The organism is Alkalibacterium pelagium (genome assembly GCF_900109325.1).
Classification (GTDB): domain Bacteria; phylum Bacillota; class Bacilli; order Lactobacillales; family Carnobacteriaceae_A; genus Alkalibacterium; species Alkalibacterium pelagium.
Genome location: NZ_FNZU01000023.1, coordinates 1 through 17,239 on the forward strand (window position 1 = coordinate 1; position 17,239 = coordinate 17,239).

Annotated in this window: 17 protein-coding genes, 1 tRNA gene, 1 rRNA gene and 1 pseudogene; 16 read left to right on the top strand and 4 right to left on the bottom strand. The window is 43.5% G+C overall.

The genetic code is table 11. From position 1 onward, the window contains the following. The first annotated feature begins 114 nt into the window (after positions 1 to 114). Both rrf and BMX79_RS12080 read left to right on the top strand, forming a co-directional pair. Positions 115 to 230, top strand: a 5S ribosomal RNA gene (rrf, locus tag BMX79_RS12075). A 35-nt stretch (positions 231 to 265) separates the two neighbouring features. Continuing rightward, positions 266 to 338 (top strand) — tRNA-Asn (locus tag BMX79_RS12080). Positions 339 to 471: 133 nt separating this feature from the next. Here BMX79_RS12080 and BMX79_RS12085 read toward each other — a convergent pair. Then, positions 472 to 768: a HesB/YadR/YfhF family protein gene (locus tag BMX79_RS12085; RefSeq protein WP_091483045.1), complete on the bottom strand. Its 297-nt coding sequence runs from the start codon at positions 766 to 768 to the stop codon at positions 472 to 474. Between the two features lie 72 nt (positions 769 to 840). Next, positions 841 to 1,959 (bottom strand): NADH-dependent flavin oxidoreductase, encoded by a 1,119-nt coding sequence (locus BMX79_RS12090; RefSeq protein WP_091483048.1) that lies wholly within the window; start codon positions 1,957 to 1,959, stop codon positions 841 to 843. Positions 1,960 to 2,826: 867 nt separating this feature from the next. Here BMX79_RS12090 and BMX79_RS12830 point away from each other — a divergent pair. The 3 genes from BMX79_RS12830 to BMX79_RS12100 all read left to right on the top strand — a co-directional run bounded on the left by BMX79_RS12830 (position 2,827) and on the right by BMX79_RS12100 (position 4,495). Beyond that, positions 2,827 to 3,105: a matrixin family metalloprotease gene (locus tag BMX79_RS12830; protein ID WP_373419242.1), complete on the top strand. Its 279-nt coding sequence runs from the start codon at positions 2,827 to 2,829 to the stop codon at positions 3,103 to 3,105. 22 nt (positions 3,106 to 3,127) lie between these two features. Continuing rightward, on the top strand, positions 3,128 to 3,760 hold the full coding sequence (locus BMX79_RS12095) for a hypothetical protein (protein ID WP_091483050.1): 633 nt from the start codon (positions 3,128 to 3,130) through the stop codon (positions 3,758 to 3,760). A gap of 183 nt (positions 3,761 to 3,943) precedes the next feature. After that, positions 3,944 to 4,495 (top strand): sugar O-acetyltransferase, encoded by a 552-nt coding sequence (locus tag BMX79_RS12100; RefSeq protein ID WP_091483052.1) that lies wholly within the window; start codon positions 3,944 to 3,946, stop codon positions 4,493 to 4,495. A gap of 48 nt (positions 4,496 to 4,543) precedes the next feature. Here the strand turns inward: BMX79_RS12100 and BMX79_RS12105 are convergent, their stop codons facing one another. Then, complete coding sequence (locus BMX79_RS12105) at positions 4,544 to 5,284, bottom strand: SDR family NAD(P)-dependent oxidoreductase (protein WP_091483054.1); 741 nt, start codon at positions 5,282 to 5,284, stop codon at positions 4,544 to 4,546. Between the two features lie 344 nt (positions 5,285 to 5,628). Here BMX79_RS12105 and BMX79_RS12110 point away from each other — a divergent pair, with 344 nt between their 5' ends. From BMX79_RS12110 to BMX79_RS12160, 11 genes are all read left to right on the top strand, one after another. Next, positions 5,629 to 6,735, top strand: a complete 1,107-nt coding sequence (locus BMX79_RS12110; RefSeq protein ID WP_091483056.1) for an ABC transporter ATP-binding protein — start codon at positions 5,629 to 5,631, stop codon at positions 6,733 to 6,735. Between the two features lie 210 nt (positions 6,736 to 6,945). Then, positions 6,946 to 7,440 (top strand): dUTP diphosphatase, encoded by a 495-nt coding sequence (dut, locus tag BMX79_RS12115; RefSeq protein ID WP_091483058.1) that lies wholly within the window; start codon positions 6,946 to 6,948, stop codon positions 7,438 to 7,440. A 24-nt stretch (positions 7,441 to 7,464) separates the two neighbouring features. After that, complete coding sequence (gene radA, locus BMX79_RS12120; RefSeq protein ID WP_091483060.1) at positions 7,465 to 8,835, top strand: DNA repair protein RadA; 1,371 nt, start codon at positions 7,465 to 7,467, stop codon at positions 8,833 to 8,835. Positions 8,836 to 8,918: 83 nt separating this feature from the next. Next, positions 8,919 to 10,031 (top strand): PIN/TRAM domain-containing protein, encoded by a 1,113-nt coding sequence (locus tag BMX79_RS12125; protein WP_091483062.1) that lies wholly within the window; start codon positions 8,919 to 8,921, stop codon positions 10,029 to 10,031. After that, on the top strand, positions 10,028 to 10,738 hold the full coding sequence (ispD, locus tag BMX79_RS12130) for a 2-C-methyl-D-erythritol 4-phosphate cytidylyltransferase (RefSeq protein WP_091483064.1): 711 nt from the start codon (positions 10,028 to 10,030) through the stop codon (positions 10,736 to 10,738). Before BMX79_RS12125 ends, ispD begins: the two co-directional genes overlap by 4 nt. Before the next feature lie 83 nt (positions 10,739 to 10,821). Further along, a complete protein-coding gene (gltX, locus tag BMX79_RS12135; RefSeq protein WP_091483066.1) occupies positions 10,822 to 12,297 on the top strand; it encodes a glutamate--tRNA ligase in 1,476 nt (491 codons plus the stop codon). A gap of 163 nt (positions 12,298 to 12,460) precedes the next feature. Beyond that, positions 12,461 to 13,879, top strand: coding sequence for a cysteine--tRNA ligase (gene cysS / locus BMX79_RS12140; protein WP_091483068.1), 1,419 nt, complete (start codon positions 12,461 to 12,463; stop codon positions 13,877 to 13,879). Next, a complete protein-coding gene (locus BMX79_RS12145) occupies positions 13,872 to 14,270 on the top strand; it encodes a Mini-ribonuclease 3 (protein ID WP_091483071.1) in 399 nt (132 codons plus the stop codon). The genes cysS and BMX79_RS12145 overlap by 8 nt, the downstream gene beginning before the upstream one ends. Before the next feature lie 126 nt (positions 14,271 to 14,396). After that, positions 14,397 to 15,122 (top strand): 23S rRNA (guanosine(2251)-2'-O)-methyltransferase RlmB, encoded by a 726-nt coding sequence (rlmB, locus tag BMX79_RS12150; RefSeq protein WP_246117708.1) that lies wholly within the window; start codon positions 14,397 to 14,399, stop codon positions 15,120 to 15,122. A 50-nt stretch (positions 15,123 to 15,172) separates the two neighbouring features. Beyond that, positions 15,173 to 15,712 carry an NYN domain-containing protein gene (locus tag BMX79_RS12155; RefSeq protein ID WP_091483075.1) on the top strand — a complete coding sequence of 180 codons (540 nt, stop codon included), beginning with the start codon at positions 15,173 to 15,175 and terminating at the stop codon, positions 15,710 to 15,712. Positions 15,713 to 15,935: 223 nt separating this feature from the next. After that, entirely contained in the window at positions 15,936 to 16,559 is a 624-nt protein-coding gene (locus BMX79_RS12160) for a sigma-70 family RNA polymerase sigma factor (protein WP_091483077.1), read from the top strand. A 434-nt stretch (positions 16,560 to 16,993) separates the two neighbouring features. On the opposite strand, the pseudogene BMX79_RS12755 reads toward BMX79_RS12160, so the two are convergent. Then, positions 16,994 to 17,239: pseudogene (locus BMX79_RS12755) on the bottom strand (transposase); the annotation flags it as partial.

The window sequence follows — 17,239 nt, forward strand, 5'->3', positions numbered from 1 at the left end:
CGGTCGAGGACTTAACCACACAACGTGTGTTAAGGGTAAGTGGTGTTGTTTCGTGTTGATCAGCTGTCTAGTTTTGAGAGAACAACGTTCTCCAGTTTAATAGAAGAGTCACTGTGCGGTGACGATGGCGGGAAGGATCCACCTGTTCCCATTCCGAACACAGCCGTTAAGCTTCCCAGCGCCGAGGATAGTGAAGGGTTTCCCTTTGTGAAAGCAGGACGTTGCCGTGCAGCTCTTTTATTTTTATATAAGACATTCAAGTGATTCCGCAATAGCTCAGTTGGTAGAGCGCACGACTGTTAATCGTGTTGTCGCAGGTTCGAGCCCTGCTTGCGGAGTTTTTTTGTACCCTTATTTAAGCAACGCCCTATTACATTTAGTTAGATAAATAGATAGAACACAACCCCCTTGGGCTGTCCAGTATTGTACTGGCTGCTCAAGGGGGTTCTATTTATATCCGATGAGATCGGATCAGTTTTCGTTAAAGTGATAGATCGGTTCGTCTTTTTGTTCATCGTAGTCTACTTCAAGGTTATAGCGATTGAAAAACCAGTCATCCTGTGTTCCAGCAAAGTAAGTGATGCCGTTGACTTCAGTTTTTCCAAGAACATCATCTTCTGGCTGATCTACACTCATTCCTACCGAAAATCCCTCATGGACCTCAGTGCTGCCGTATGTTTTTCCGAAAAATCGGATGGCATCTCCTTTTTCCAGAAGCAGTTCTTTTTCAAACCAGCTCACTGCTTTGTCTGTGATTGTGATGTCCATTATCATGTTCCTTTCTATATGTGTTCGTGTATTAGTTTATTCTGGTACCTGTTCAGTATAACATGGCTTGGACTATGACTTATCAACGGGAAACCAGTTCGGTACCTCCGTAATCATTGACCAAAGAGGATCTGGAATCAGGTATTCATGTTTCCTGGAGAAGTCGAGAGAAGTACGGATAGTTTGTTCCTTCCGTTCTTCAACTTTCTGTACCCATTTTGGATCCATGATCAGCTGTTTGCCTAAAGATACGAGATCAGCGTGTTGTAGAGCCTTCTCAGCATCTTCAGCTGTTCTTATAGCGCCAACGCTTATTAGCGGCACCCGTCCATCTACATATTGACCAATTTGATGAGGGACCTGGGTCTGATATTCTCGAAAGCCCACTAATGATGGCTGATAATAGTAGTTGACCGACAAATGGAGATAGTCAATGTTTTCAGTAATTAATGCATCAATCAAGTGGTACGTATCTGTCAGGCGTATACCGGGCGTTTCGATTTCTTCAGGAGAAAAACGGTAACCTAGCAAGAAGCCCTCTGGTGCGGACTCGTTAATGATCGACTGGCATTCTTTGACGACTGCGATGGGAAAACGTAGGCGATTGGTCAGACTTCCTCCCCATTCATCCTTTCTCTGATTAGAGTGAGGGGAGAAAAACTGCTGAAGCAGGTAGGTATTTGCACCATGTAACTCCACGCCATCAAAGCCGGCATCAATAGCACGTTTAACGGCTGTTCCAAATTGGCGGATGAGGATATGGATACCAGCCTCAGTCAGCTCTTTAGGGGTGTCGGCCCATTGACGTTCAGCTCTGATAGGAGAAGGTGATATAGGCTGTCTCCCTCCGTTATACTGTTTCTGGCTCATACGTCCGCCATGATAAATCTGGAGAATCGCTTTGGATCCTTGAAGTTTAATGATTTGAGCCAGCCTGCTCAACCCTTCAATGTGTTTATCTTTGGCAATACTCATTCCGTTTGGAAAAGCCTGGCCTTCCGAAGCGACATAGGCGCAAGCGGTGATGACAGCTCCGGGGCCCCCTGATCTAACCAGATAATAAATCAGCTCTTCTTCAGTGACATATCCTTCAGAAGTGCTGGAACTTGTGGTCATAGGCGCCATGAGTATGCGATTTTTTAAAGTGGTCCCATTGTTAAAAGTGTATGGCTGTAAAAAAGAATAAGTCATTATATTCGCTCCACTGGGGTATACAGTAAGATAATATAGTTTACTGTAAAAAAGTAAGTTCTTCCTTATTTTAAATTGAATATACAGGGATGTCAATGAGTGTAAATTGATGGATATATGTTAATTTGTTGTCATCAGAATTCCATCCAAAGTTTGAAAACATGATTATATAAATGGCTTAATATCTCAAGAGGTTTAGTAGATTAATTTTGCTAGCATAGCAGTGAAACATCATTCAGAAAAGTGATTGCTAATTATTTTCGTTTTCATTTGAATAATATTCGACTTCAATTCCTTTTCTCTCTCTTTCTGCAGTAAGCAAAGCTCCTCTTAATGTCCAGCTTCGCTCCAGATGTTTCATTCATCAATTTAGAAACGATGACCTACTTCACAAACGCCAATTTCTTTATTAGTGTTTATATAACTTTGAAAAAATAAAGCATCATAAAAAAGTAATAATTAAAATATAAAAAAGGATTGTTTCTTTTTTTTTATTGCTACAATTTGGTTATCAATTAAATATTATTTTATTGAAAGGAGATAACCATATTATTAAATGATGTTATATCTCGTAAGAAACTTTTTTAAAAAAATAATACAGATGGAGGTAGTATTATGAAACCAAAAATTAAATAGTTTTTATTCGTATTTTCTTTTGTCTCCGTACTTACATTTCCTGTTAGAGCGTCTGCAGTACATAGACATGCAAGCGTATACAACTTTGCGTATCAGTTTGCTAATAATTCACCTTGGGTAAATCTTGCAAGAGCAGGAAGTCATGCAGATGCATTTCTACATGCTTCATATCGTCTTAATCAAGTTAGCGGAGTTAATAATAGATTAGTAGGTCAAATAACGGATGCTAGAATAGTAGCTCGCACTAATACTGATAGTACAACTTGGTGGGGGCTCCAGACAGGGGGCTCTGGAGGAAGCACTATTGAAATCAACTTTGATAGAACAAGACTTGATGGATTTACTACGAATAACTATAGATGGTTAGCATTACATGAGTTTGGTCATGCTTATGGATTAAAACATCAGCCTGATTCAGCTCAAAGTGTCATGAGAACAGGGATAATCCGATCAATGAGTGACTTAGGTCAACTTGATAGAGAAAATTTAAACTGGAGATATTCGCGTTGATAAGTGAGGAGAGGGGAAACAAATGTCTCATAATAATGAAAAGATTTTTATGCTAATGGTTGCCGTCAGTATATTTATAGTCGGATGCAGCGAACAGACGAGAGAAATTGAAGAGCTTGATCCAAATCTGGCAATAAACTCATTTACTCAATCTTCAGGCTCATATGCTCTTCCGGAATCATTAGAAGATGTCGAAGAGAGAGCAGAAGTCATCGTTAATGGCAGAATGAATGGAGTTATTGAATTTGGCAACCATGACAATGCAGCTGATCCGGATGCACGGATTACATCTACGTTAACTGAAGTTGAAATTACAGAAGTTTTTAAAGGAGATGCACTTTCTGTAGGGGATACGGTGGATGTTACAGAATTATACTACCTGTCTAGTGGAGAAATATCGACTGTTGAACACTATGTACCTATGGAACAAGGAGAAGACTATCTTTTATTCCTTTTTGAGGGAAGTGATGGCAGCTGGGGGATAGAATATATGGGGTTCGGGAAGTATCATTTTGAAAAATCTATTGTCAATCAGTCTATTCAGGAGTTCAGTACACTTGGAGAGGTTAGTGACTATCAATTTATGACAACAGATGACTATGAGATAGAATTGTATGAACAATTGTTTGAAGAAGCTGAGGACCGTTATAACTAGGTCTTATATGGTCGGTAATTCAATACAGGCAGCGAACAAGTTTAACATTGCTCGCTGCCTGTTATTCTTTTGTTATGGAGTAAGTTACGATTCAAGTGCAGTACTACTGAAAGGATTGGGATAATAGAATTATGTGGTAGAATAGAGCAAACATTACTAGCGGATACAGGGAGGGAACATGTTATGCGATCTGAAAAAGAAAAAAAGCAGAATGGTGAGCTATACGACCCGATGGATCAGGAGCTGGTCAAGGAGCGGGAGCGAGCACACCGGTTGACACATATGTATAATCAACTCGAAGATGAACATGCCAGAGGGAAATGGATAAAAGAAATTTTTCAGACGATTGAAGGTAGAATTAAGGTTGAGCCGGGGCTGCGTGTTGACTATGGGTACAACATCCATGTTGGAGATCATTTCTATGCTAACTTCCACTGTATCCTGCTGGATGCCGGAGAAATCAGGATTGGGAAAAATGCACTGCTTGGCCCAGGGGTTTCATTAGTTACACCTGACCATCCTATGGATTCAAGTCAGCGATTTGAAGGGCTGGAATATGCCAAGCCGATAGTCATTGGAGATAACTGCTGGTTGGGAGCAGGTGCTACAGTAATCGGCGGGGTGACGCTTGGGAATAATGTCGTTGTTGGGGCTGGAGCTGTAGTCACAAGGTCATTTGGGGATAACGTCGTGCTTGCAGGAGTACCGGCCAGAGTTATTCGAACATTCACATAGGAAAAAGGATCAGACCCTTCTGCAGTGGTCTGATCCTTTTTATAAACATTATTGAGAGGTATATCCGCCGTCGACTGGCAGCGTAATTCCTGTCAGAAATTCATTTTCTGCTATGAAGACAACTGCATGGGCGATTTCTTCAGGCACACCCAAACGCCCGACAGGATGTTTATCTACCAGATTATCATAGTATTCACCCAGTGCTTCTCTGTTTACCATACCGGACTCTACATATCCTGGAGCAACGGCTGCACATCGGATATTGTCTTTTGCGTACTGGAGAGCCAGTGACTTGGTCATGAGAACCACCGCTCCTTTGGACGCATTGTAGGCATAAGCTGTGGGCTCACCGACGATGCCAAGAATGGAGGCACAGTTAATGACGACTCCCCCACCATTTTTTCTCATCTGCTGTACAGCATACTTGCTTCCGAAAAAGACCCCATCCTGGTTGATTTTAATAACTTTACTGTAATCTTCATATGTCAGCTCGTGAGTTGCCCCTTGAGCACCGATTCCGGCATTATTGAACAGGACATCAACTGAGCCATACACGTCTACTGTCTTGTCAATCAGTGCCTTGACATCTGATTCATTCGATACATCTGCCTTGACGAACATGACGTCGCCTTTCTCGCTCAACCGGTCAGCATGCTTCTGACCATCTTCTGCATTGTAATCACTTAATACGACTTTAGCGCCTTTATCCAGGAACGCTTCTACTGTAGCCAGACCGATTCCTGATGCGCCACCCGTAATGACAGCCACCTTGCCTTTTAAATCGAACATCCAACACACATCCTTATTCGTATTTTATTTCACAAACTAATTATACTATATCTTGATACAAAATCAACAGGAAGTGCTTACATTGTTTAAGTATCAAGGAAAGTTCAGAAAATGATGAATGATTGATATGCTTGAATTACTCTAAAACAATCCCTACTATCATTTTGAAATGCTAGTTCTCTGTCATTTAGTCACTGTGCACAAAACGCTTACACTGATTTTGTGCACGTTTACATAGCGGAAGAAAAACGTTTCCATTACAATAGGTATTGTCAACTAATCAATGAATTTGATTCATTCTTACTGAGAATCAATATAATCTTAAACAGGAAAGGTGATTACCTATGGTAGAAATGGCAATGAAAAATATTTACAAACGTTACGACAACTCAGATGACTTTGCGGTATCTGATTTTGATATGAGAGTGAAAGACCGCGAATTTATCGTATTCGTTGGACCTTCTGGTTGTGGTAAATCCACAACACTTCGTATGATCGCAGGACTTGAAGAAATCACTGACGGAGAACTTTGGATCGGCGACACTATGATGAATGATGTTGCGCCTAAAGACCGTGACATCGCGATGGTATTCCAGAACTATGCGCTTTATCCGCACATGACTGTATTCGACAACATGGCATTTGGTCTTAAACTACGTAAATATAAAAAAGATGAGATCAAAGATCGTGTGGAAAATGCGGCAAGCATCTTAGGATTAACTGAGCTTCTGGACCGTAAACCAGCTGCACTATCTGGTGGACAACGTCAGCGTGTAGCTCTAGGACGTGCGATTGTTCGTGATGCTAAAGTATTCCTGATGGATGAACCTCTGTCAAACTTGGATGCTAAACTGCGTGTAGCGATGCGTGCTGAAATTGCGAAACTTCACCAGCGTCTGAATACAACTTCAATCTATGTAACACACGACCAGACTGAAGCGATGACAATGGCTGACCGTATCGTTATCCTGAAAGACGGATTCATTCAGCAAATCGGAACACCTAAAGAAGTTTATGACACACCTGTTAATACATTCGTTGGCGGATTCATCGGATCTCCTGCGATGAACTTCTTTGATGTCACTCTTCAAGGGAACAAAATTTCCAACGGAGACGGATTAACTGTCGAAGTGCCTCAAGGGAAACTGAAAACTCTTAACGATAAAGGGTACAAAGATGGAGCTAAACTTGTATTTGGTATCCGTCCTGAAGACATCAAGAGTGAGCAGGTTGCACTGGATGCTTCTCCTGGAACAGTTGTCACATCGAAAGTAACTGTTTCTGAGCTTCTAGGAGCAGAAACAATGCTTTACTCACAAGTCGGCTCTCTTGAGTTTATCGCTCGAGTTGATGCTCGTGACTATCACACACCTGGTGAGAATGTTGACTTGGCCTTCGATATGGGTAAATCACACTTCTTCGATCCAGAAACTACTAACGTTATCCGTTAAGACGAGGTAAGGTTGGTCAATTAAATACACCCCCTTTTTTCCTCTCTGAATTACATATAATGTGTAATCAGAGAGGTTTTTTTTAGTATATAAACTGGTCGTTTATAAAGCAGCAAGTTTAGTGTAAAATAGACTTATTACACTATCAACTGAAGGTATGGAAAGGGGTCAGCAATCTGTTTCAGTTTAATTGAAGAAACAGGAGATATTATGACTAGAATTAGAGGATTTGAAATTGTAGACAAGTATAAAGATCAGGAGCTGAGCCTGCCTAAACGGGCGACAAAAGGATCTGCAGGGTATGATTTGACGGCTTCTCAGGATATTGTCATTCCGTCAGTATTTAAAGCTATGCAGACAGGAAATTTTGAAGGAAACCCAGTTGGTTCCACACTTATTCCGACAGGCGTCAAAGCCTATATGCCGGAGAATGAGTACCTGCTTCTGGCGAACCGGTCGAGCAATCCGATGAAGCGGCAGCTGGCCGTGCCCAATGGCATTGGAGTAATCGATTCGGATTATTATAATAACGACGGCAATGAGGGCGAAATTTTTGTTCAGATCATTAATTATGGACTAGAGGATGTAGAAATAAAAAAAGGTGAACGTATTGCCCAAGGTATATTCACTAAATACGAAACAGCAGATCAGGAAACAGATGACTTTTCAGTGCGCACAGGCGGATTTGGATCAAGCGGAAGATAATTTCAGGCTGAAGGAGTTAATAGATTGGCAAAGAAGAAAGCAACGGTATTTGTATGTCAGAACTGCGGATATGAATCACCCAAGTATTTAGGGAAGTGTCCGAGCTGCGGCTCATGGAACCAGATGGTCGAAGAAAAACTGCCGGATAAGACTGACAGCCGAAGCAGAGTGACGATCAGTGGAAAAACTTCCAAGGCTGAGCCGATCACTGACATTACAATCGAAAAGGAAGAACGGGTCAAGACTGACCTGACAGAATTCAACAGAGTCTTAGGCGGAGGAGTCGTTCCAGGATCGCTCGTGCTGATCGGTGGAGATCCGGGAATCGGGAAGTCTACTTTGCTGCTGCAGGTTTCAGCTCAGCTGAACCAGAATGGCGGGAAAGTTCTGTATGTATCAGGAGAGGAAAGTGCCTCTCAGATCAAGATGCGGGCGGAACGGCTGGAACTGCGAGGCTCAGACTTTTATCGGTATGCTGAAACGGAAGTCAGTGCCATTCAGGAGACGATCGAAGAACTGAAGCCGGATTATGTGGTCATTGACTCGATTCAGACCATGCATCATGCCGGAATCGATAGTGCGTCCGGAAGTGTCTCACAGGTCAGGGAGTCGACGTCCACTCTGATGCAGATAGCCAAGATGAACGATATTGCGATTTTCATTGTCGGACACGTAACCAAGGAAGGGGCAATCGCCGGTCCACGTATGCTCGAGCATATGGTGGATACGGTGCTTTACTTTGAAGGCGAACGGCATCACACCTTCCGTATCTTACGTGCGGTCAAGAACCGTTTCGGCTCGACCAATGAGATAGGGATCTTTGAAATGAAAAATGGGGGACTGGAAGAAGTGCTCAATCCTTCTCAGCTCTTCCTGGAAGAACGACTGTCCGGAGCGACTGGGTCGGCGGTTGTTGCTGCGATGGAAGGGACAAGGCCTATACTAGTAGAGATTCAGTCTCTGATTTCTCCGACAGTATTTGGTAATGCCAAAAGGACGGCGAGCGGGCTGGATTATTCCCGGGTGTCTCTGATCATGGCTGTACTGGAAAAGCGTGCAGGCCTGCTTCTTCAGAATCAGGATGCTTACCTTAAAGCGGCAGGGGGCGTGAAACTGGACGAACCGGCGATCGATCTGTCGATTGCGATCAGCATCGCTTCGAGCTACAAGGAAAAAGAGACGCGGCCGACCGACTGCTTTATTGGAGAGATTGGACTGACCGGAGAAATCCGTCGAGTCTCCAAAATCGATCAGCGGGTAAATGAAGCTGCGAAGCTTGGATTCAAACGGGTTTTTCTACCGAAAAATAATATGGACGGCTGGGACTTCCCTAAAAATATAGAAATTATAGGATGTACGACACTGGCTGATGCGATCAGACGCGCTTTTTCTTAAATTGAAAAAGCGCCGTTCGTCGGTTTCAGCAGATCAGCTGTTATACTAGACTAGTAGTTAGAAATAATAAAAGGAGGGAAGACATGGTATCGAAACTGATTATATTGACTTTTATCCTTGTAGGAGGAAGTCTCGGATACAATTTGTTCCCAGAAATGATCGATAATTTTGACATCATTCCTAGGTGGCTGTTGAATCCGATAGTCGGGATGGGGATTGGGGCAGGTGTGTTTTATATGCTGTCGTTTCTCGCTGTCAGACCGATTGAAAAAGGAATCAAGAAAATTGAAAAATCATTCAGCAGATTTAGTGTCGCTTATTTAATGTTCGGAAGTCTGGGCGCAATTATTGGACTTATTCTTTCTGTATTGATCAGTATTATTTTAGGCGCTTTGAATATGATCATAATAAGTGACGTAGTTCCTCTGATTCTGACAGTCGTACTAGCCAGCCTGGGCTTTCAGCTGGGTACGTCGCGTCGGGAAGAAATTAGACGTCTGTTCAGTCCGAAAACGGAAAAAACTGAGAATGAAGACGTGCTGGAACGGAAAAGTGGCGATTCGTTCCGTAAGTACAAAGTGCTGGACACTAGCGCGATCATAGATGGCCGTATTCTGGATGTGGTGAAAACCGGTTTTCTTGAAGGGTCGTTCGTTGTTTCGCATTATGTTCTGAAAGAGCTGCAGTATATCGCAGATTCCTCTGACAGTCTGAAACGGGTCAGAGGACGAAGAGGTCTGGACATACTGAATGCCTTACAGAAAGAGGAAGGGATTTCTCTTGAAATGGACGACAGTGATATTCCGGAAGCAGAAGAAGTCGATCTGAAACTGGTTCACCTGTCCAAGAAACTGGATGGGATGATCGTGACCAATGATTATAATTTAAACAAAGTAGCGGAATTTCAGAACGTTCCGGTCCTGAATATCAATCAGCTGGCGAATGCAGTCAAACCGGTCGTCATACCTGGTGAAGAGATGCAGGTCATGATCGTCAAGAACGGAACAGAACGAGCGCAGGGCGTGGCCTACCTGGACGACGGAACGATGGTCGTAGTGGAAGAGGGACGACATCACATGAACGACAGAGTCGATGTGGTCGTGACAAGTTCACTTCAGACCAATGCCGGACGTATGATTTTCGCTAAACTTCTGAATGATCAGAAAGCGATCGATGACAGGAAAGATCAGGCATGAAGCAGACTTACGATGTCATCATTCTGGCAGCTGGTTCAGCCAGTCGATTCAATGATCATCCTGAGGTGAATAAAATACTGCTGCCTTTAGGGGACCGGCCAGTGTTTGACTATTCATTAAGCCTTTTTCTGGATGATGAGTCCTGCCGTAAAATATGGCTCGTCATTCGAAAAAGAGATAAAGAAGCGTTGATCACGGCGATGAATAATCTCTATGGCGGGTTGCCTGAACAAGTCAATCTTGTTATTGGTGGAAGTGAAAGGCAGGACAGCGTCGCTCAAGCGCTGAAAGCATTGGCGGAAAATTCCGCCCCATATATACTTGTTCATGATGCAGCTCGGCCCTTCATTCATACTGATCTAGTAAATCTTCTGCTGGAGGGTCTAAAAGAGTTTTCAGCCGTCATTCCCGGAATTCCTGCTAAAGATTCAATGAAACTGGTCAAGGGAGATAAGGTGATGCAGTCTTTATATCGTCCGGAAGTCAGACATGTTCAGACCCCTCAGGCATTTGAGACAACCTGTCTGATCGAAGCTATGGATAAAGCCAATGCCGATAAGTATTACGGCAATGAAGAAGGCGAGCTGGTCGAGAGACTGGGGACCGATGTAAAAATGATTGAAGGACTTGAAAAGAACCTGAAAATCACCACACCGCTTGACTATGCTTTTGCCCGACTGCTGGTGGAAGAAGGCAATCTGAGCTAGTATTGCAAGGTTTTAATGTATGGAAGAAAACTGAAAATAATGGTAAGTTAATAGTAAGGGAAACCAAAAAGGAGAGTTTACTCATGACAGAAAAAGTCCGTGTGCGTTACGCACCGAGTCCAACTGGACACCTACACATCGGAAATGCACGAACAGCATTATTCAACTACTTATATGCCCGCCACCATGGTGGAGATTTTATTATCCGTATCGAGGATACTGACCGCAAACGTCACGTTGAAACAGGAGAGCAGAGCCAGCTGGACAATTTAAAATGGCTGGGAATCGACTGGGATGAGAGCGCAGATGTCGGAGGCGAGTATGGTCCGTACCGTCAGTCTGAGCGTCTGGATTACTATGATCCGCTAGTCGATCAGCTGCTGGCAAGCAACCGTGCCTATAAGTGCTACTGCACGACTGAAGAACTGGAAGCTGAACGTGAAGCGCAGCGTGCACGTGGAGAGATGCCACACTACAGTGGAAAATGTGCGCATTTAACTGCAGCTGAACAGAGAGAAAAAGAAGCGGAAGGCATTACGCCAGTTATTCGTATCCGAGTTCCTAAAGGCAGTACGTACACATTTGAAGATATGGTCAAAGGAATGATCACATTCGAATCTGATTCTGTAGGTGGCGACTGGGTCATCAGAAAACGTGACGGCATGCCGACCTATAACTTTGCAGTAGCGGTCGATGATCATTACATGAAGATCACCCACGTGCTTCGTGGAGATGACCACATTGCCAACACACCTAAACAGATGATGGTATATGAAGCCTTTGAATGGAAGATGCCTCAGTTCGGACACATGACACTGATCATCAACAGCGAAACAGGTAAGAAACTAAGTAAGCGTGATGAAACGATTCTTCAGTTTATTGAACAGTATCGTGAGCTTGGTTATCTGCCTGAAGCCCTGTTCAACTTTATTACATTGCTTGGCTGGTCACCAGTTGGAGAAGACGAGCTCTTCTCTAAAGAACAGTTCATCGACATGTTCGATCATAAACGTCTGGGAACTTCTCCAGCGGCCTTTGATGCCAAGAAACTGGAGTGGATCAGCAACCAGTATATGAAAGACATGGACCTGGGTGAACTGACACTTAAAGCTGTGCCTCACCTTGTAGAAGCAGGCTACATCGAAAGCAATCCGTCTGAAGAAAAAGGCGAATGGATCAGAAAACTGGTGGCTCTTTACCAGGATCAGATGAGCTATGCAGCTCAGATCACTAAACTGGCTACATTGTTCTTCGAAGACTCTCTCGAATGGTCGGCTGAAGCGAAAGAGGTGCTTCAAGGCGACACCGTTCCAGCTGTTCTGGATGCTTTCAGCGAGCAGATCAGAAATGCTGAACCGTTTGAAGCAGATACAATCAAGAAAGCGATCAAAGCCGTACAGAAGGAAACTGGTGTAAAAGGCAAGAACTTATTCATGCCGATCCGTGTGGCCGTGACCGGTCAGCAGCACGGACCTCAGCTGAATGATGCGATCGAACTTCTTGGAAGAGATAAAGTCTTGAGCAATCTTGAAAAAGCAAAAGAGATCATCGAAGCCTGAAAACTGATTAGAGATAAGTAAGGCAGGATAAAGCCATGCAGCCGGACTGTTTTTTCAAGCGGCTTGCGTGGCTTTTCCATTGACTGAAAAAAGGAATCAGAAGCAAGTCGAGTCTGATTCTTGTATAATGAGACTAAATGAAAAGAGAAAGGAGTCAGGATGCATGATTCAGCTGTATAATACATTGACTCGTCAGAAAGAGAAATTTACCCCTTTAGAAGAAGGAAAGGTCAAGATGTATGTATGCGGACCGACGGTATACAATTACATTCATATAGGTAATGCAAGAAGTACGGTCGCGTTCGATACCATCCGCCGGTACTTCACCTACAGAGGCTACGATGTCGATTATGTCTCCAACTTCACGGATGTCGATGACAAAATCATTCGAGCAGCTGCGGAACTGGGCAAGACGGCTCCGGAAGTAGCTGAGACCTTTATTAACGCATTCTTTGAGGACACAGAAGCACTCGAAGTTCAAAAACCGAATCATACACCTCGTGTTATGGAGTCTATTCCCGACATCATTACATTTATCGAAGCATTGATCGCCAACGGCTTTGCCTATGAGTCTGACGGAGATGTCTACTACAGAACACGTAAGTTTGAGAAATATGGCCAGCTGAGCCGCATTTCATTAGATGAACTGGAGTCCGGAGCGAGCAACCGGCTTGGTGATGAAACGTCCAAGAAAGAGGATCCTCTCGATTTTGCTTTATGGAAAGCAGCGAAAGAAGGCGAAATCAGCTGGGAGTCTCCGTGGGGTCATGGCCGTCCAGGCTGGCATATCGAATGTTCAGTCATGGCTACAAAATATCTCGGAGATACGATCGACATTCATGCCGGCGGTCAGGATCTGACTTTCCCGCATCATGAGAATGAAATTGCTCAGACAGAAGCCAAGACGCATAAGACATTTGCCAATTACTGGATCCATAACGGGTTCGTCACAATGGACGATGAAAAAATGAGTAAATCTTTAGGGAACTTTGTGCTTCTGAAAGACCTGAGAGCGCAGCATGATCCTAAAGCTCTGCGATTCTTCATGTCGACGGCTCATTACAGACGACCAATCAACTACTCCCTGGATGCAATAGAAGAAGCGAAAACGAATCTCAACCGTATCCAGACAGCTTACTTCAATGCGAGCCATAGACTGGATCAGGCAGCTGAACAGACTGACGATGAGCAGTCCCTGCTGGAACAGATCGATCAGTTCAGAAATCAGTTCATCACACAGATGGATGATGACTTCCAGACTCAAAACGGCATCACTGTCGTATATGATCTGGTACGGTTCATCAACCGTTACGTGGAAGAAGCAGATGTTTCCAAGCAAGTGATGGAAGCGAGTCTCAATCTGCTTGAAGAGCTGATGAGTATCTTTGGAATCAGCTTGTCTGTGGAAGAAGACTTGCTGGATTCTGATATCGAAGCGCTGATAAAAGAAAGAGAACAAGCCAGAAAAGACCGGAACTTCCAGCGTGCGGATGAAATTAGAGATCAGCTTAAAGATCAGAACATCATTCTAGAAGACACTGCTCAAGGAGTCAGATGGAAACGAGGAAGCGGCCATGAGTAAAGCAACGGACCCGCGTCTGCTGAATGGACTGGCACTCGCTTATCTGGGAGATGCCATTTATGAACTCAGGGTCAGAGAGCATCTGATTGCTCAAGGGCAGACTAAGCCAAATGTACTGCATACAAAGGCCACGACCTATGTCTCGGCTAAAGCTCAGGCATATCTGATTCAGGAACTGATGGATGCAGATCATTTGACTGAGGAAGAAATCGATTATTTCAAACGTGGACGTAATGCAAAAAGCTATACAAAAGCAAAAAATACGGATGCGCAGACCTACAGCTATTCGACGGGTTTTGAAGCAGTCATGGGTTACCTCCATTTAACGGAGCAGTCCGATCGTCTCAATGAGCTGACAGACTGGTGCATTCAGGCAATAGAAGAAAGATAAAGGAAAGGAGCGGTGCACATGCCAAAAAAACCGAATCATAAACGCACAGGCAAAGGCGGTTTACACACGAATAAACCCCAGTCCAGAAAGCCACAGGAAAGTAAAGAAGCCGTAGAATCAGACGAGATGGTCTACGGCAGAAACCCAGTTTTGGAAACATTGAAGTCCGACCGTGATGTCAACAAGCTGTTTGTTCAGGACGGACTGGAAGGCGGAAAAATCAGCAGCATACTTTCTGAAGCGAAGAAAAGGAAGGTGCAGCTGTCCTTCGTGCCGAAATCGAAACTGGATACCTTGTCCGATGGAGGCAATCACCAGGGTCTGGTCTTAGCGACTAGTCCAGTGAACTATGCCTCGATCGACGAACTGTTTGAAGAGGCAGAAAAGAAAAATGAACAGCCTTTCTTTCTTCTGCTGGACGGAATCGAAGACCCGCACAACCTGGGATCCATATTGAGAACTGCCGATGCCAGTGGGGTACATGGCGTCATTATTCCTAAAAGACGGGCTGTCGGTCTGACGTCGACAGTGGCGAAGGCTTCAGCTGGAGCGATCGAACATGTGCTGGTGGCACGGGTCACGAACATGGCGACGACCATCGACGAGCTGAAGGATCGTGGCCTGTGGATTTTCGGAACGGACATGAAAGGTAAAGACTACCGTCACTGGGACGTGTCCTCTCCAGTCGGACTGGTCATCGGAAACGAGGGCAAAGGAATCTCGAGACTGGTCAAGGACAAAGTTGACGAGACCTTGTCTATCCCAATGGTGGGAAATGTTCAGAGCTTAAACGCCGGAGTCGCTTCAGGACTATTGATGTATGAAGTTTATCGTAAAAGACATGCTCTTTAAGAATGAATCTAATGAGTAAAATCTATTAATAACGAGAGGAGGAGAGTGACGTGAAGAAGGAACTGCTGTATGTAGACGGATATAATATGATCGGAGCCTGGCCTGACCTGGCCAGACTGAAGCGACAGGACAAGATGGCTGATGCCAGAGACTATCTGCTTAATGAACTGAGCAACTATGCTAAATACGAAGGTATCGAAGTAAGGATCGTCTTTGATGCTCAGCTGGTTCCTGGCATAGCACAACGTTACGACAAGTATGAAGTGGCAGTCATTTTCACAAGTGAAGGCGAGACAGCTGACAGTTTCATTGAAAAAGCAGTCGGAGAAGAAAATCTTCTGATTACGCATGTACAGGTCGCGACCTCAGATCTGGCCGAACAATGGATCGTATTCCAGAAAGGTGCGACCCGTAAGTCAGCCAATGAGCTCTATAAAGACGTCCAGAGCGCGAAGAAAAAGATTGCCATCGACAGCGCCGTCTACCGGATGCAGAACCGCTCGCGTAATTCTCCTCTTAAAGATAAAGACAAGAAGCAGCTTGAGAGTTTGTATCAGCAGATGATTGCACGATCTCTAGATGAAAAATAGTCATAAAATAAACCTTGTACTTTTGATGTGATATAACATCTTTTAGTACAAGGTTTATTTTTCAATCGCTTTTCATGAGAAATTCCTCACAATATTAAAAACTTTGATGACTATATTAACAATTGGATAGTATAATTATTGAAACGCTTTCAAAGAAACAGCCTACTACTTGAAATGTCCTATTCTGTAATTGATCAAACAATCTACAGAAGGAGAAAAATGGATGCAGACTAACCCAGTAACGAACACCCCGAGAAAAAACAAGCCATATAGAGACATCAATGACCCGATCAATGATTCTCTGATCTACCAGATACAGTCAGGCGACCACAGTGCCTTTCCTGTTCTGCTTGACAGGTGTCAATTATTAATCAATAGAGCGATAGTCAGACGGTACATAAAAGGTTACGACCGAGATGATCTTTATCAGGAGGCGTGCCTTGTCCTAGTCGAATCTTCTCAAAAATATGAATTTAATAAAGGGATGACGTTCAATCAGTATATCTGCCTTTGTATGGATAATCACTTCAACCGGTTGATCAGGTGGAATAATGCGTTAAAAAGACAATCCATTCGTGATGCCTTGTCATTAGATGGCATGATTGAAGAATCAGGCCTCCAGCTATCAGAATCCTTCAGTAGTCCAGGACCTGAAGATTGGCCGATTATTGAAGAAACGGTAGAGGACTACCTTGTGTATTTGTCTCCCTTTGAGAGAGAAGTGTGTGTGATGTGCTATAAAGGATACACCTATGACACTATCGCCGAAGAACTGAAATGTAGTCGGGAAAAAGTAGTAAATGCTAAACATCGCTGTACCGAAAAATTTAGAAAGTTATTTCTTTAAGAAATAATAGGGCAGGCGCTTATGTACTAGTAGGTTCTTTGAAATAGTTTCAGGAACAAGATATAGATTTTTTGCAATACTGATGAATAAGGTTGGGGCAGCTAATGTAATTTTGCAATCTAAGCTTAATCATTCGAAATTAGGCATCAATCTGCATATAGATGTGCAGGTAGATGCCTTTTTTTTGACTCTTTTCTAATAAATAATAGGCAGAGGACAAAAGTGATTAGCTTGTCTAACTATCTCTATTGACACTGATAAAAATATTAGTAATGAAATGATTCAGTTTGCTGGGATCACTGTAAAGAAGGCATAAAAAGAGGGGCTGGGAAAAAACCAGTTCTTAACAAAAAAAGAACAATGAAAACCGTCGGTTTTAGATGGCCTTCATTGTTCTTTTTTCCTTTTTCTGAAGATGTAGAAGGATGTCCGCCTTTTCTTCGGAGTTCGAGGATCAGTTTCGTTAAATTCATGCTCATAAGCATCAAGCCGATGTCATTATGAACGGCTTGATTCCCTCTGACATGAACCCGTCGCATGCCAAAGACACCTTTCATCCGACCGAAAACAGTTTCTACGTCAATTTTTCGCTGTGCATAGATCCGTTTTCCATAATCGCTTTCCAGGTGTGCTTTGGCTTGATGTTTAAAGTATTCCCAATTGTAATTCACCGATGTTTG

What these genes read in the sequence shown, in the direction of transcription:
- BMX79_RS12105 (WP_091483054.1), bottom strand. Translation starts at nt 5,284, where the DNA reads ATGTTCGATTTAAAAGGCAAGGTGGCTGTCATTACGGGTGGCGCATCA.
- BMX79_RS12090 (WP_091483048.1), bottom strand. Translation starts at nt 1,959, where the DNA reads ATGACTTATTCTTTTTTACAGCCATACACTTTTAACAATGGGACCACT.
- BMX79_RS12100 (WP_091483052.1), top strand. Translation starts at nt 3,944, where the DNA reads ATGCGATCTGAAAAAGAAAAAAAGCAGAATGGTGAGCTATACGACCCG.
- BMX79_RS12095 (WP_091483050.1), top strand. Translation starts at nt 3,128, where the DNA reads ATGTCTCATAATAATGAAAAGATTTTTATGCTAATGGTTGCCGTCAGT.
- dut (WP_091483058.1), top strand. Translation starts at nt 6,946, where the DNA reads ATGACTAGAATTAGAGGATTTGAAATTGTAGACAAGTATAAAGATCAG.
- gltX (WP_091483066.1), top strand. Translation starts at nt 10,822, where the DNA reads ATGACAGAAAAAGTCCGTGTGCGTTACGCACCGAGTCCAACTGGACAC.
- BMX79_RS12145 (WP_091483071.1), top strand. Translation starts at nt 13,872, where the DNA reads ATGAGTAAAGCAACGGACCCGCGTCTGCTGAATGGACTGGCACTCGCT.
- BMX79_RS12160 (WP_091483077.1), top strand. Translation starts at nt 15,936, where the DNA reads ATGCAGACTAACCCAGTAACGAACACCCCGAGAAAAAACAAGCCATAT.
- cysS (WP_091483068.1), top strand. Translation starts at nt 12,461, where the DNA reads ATGATTCAGCTGTATAATACATTGACTCGTCAGAAAGAGAAATTTACC.
- rlmB (WP_246117708.1), top strand. Translation starts at nt 14,397, where the DNA reads ATGGTCTACGGCAGAAACCCAGTTTTGGAAACATTGAAGTCCGACCGT.
- ispD (WP_091483064.1), top strand. Translation starts at nt 10,028, where the DNA reads ATGAAGCAGACTTACGATGTCATCATTCTGGCAGCTGGTTCAGCCAGT.
- BMX79_RS12110 (WP_091483056.1), top strand. Translation starts at nt 5,629, where the DNA reads ATGGTAGAAATGGCAATGAAAAATATTTACAAACGTTACGACAACTCA.
- BMX79_RS12085 (WP_091483045.1), bottom strand. Translation starts at nt 768, where the DNA reads ATGGACATCACAATCACAGACAAAGCAGTGAGCTGGTTTGAAAAAGAA.
- BMX79_RS12125 (WP_091483062.1), top strand. Translation starts at nt 8,919, where the DNA reads ATGGTATCGAAACTGATTATATTGACTTTTATCCTTGTAGGAGGAAGT.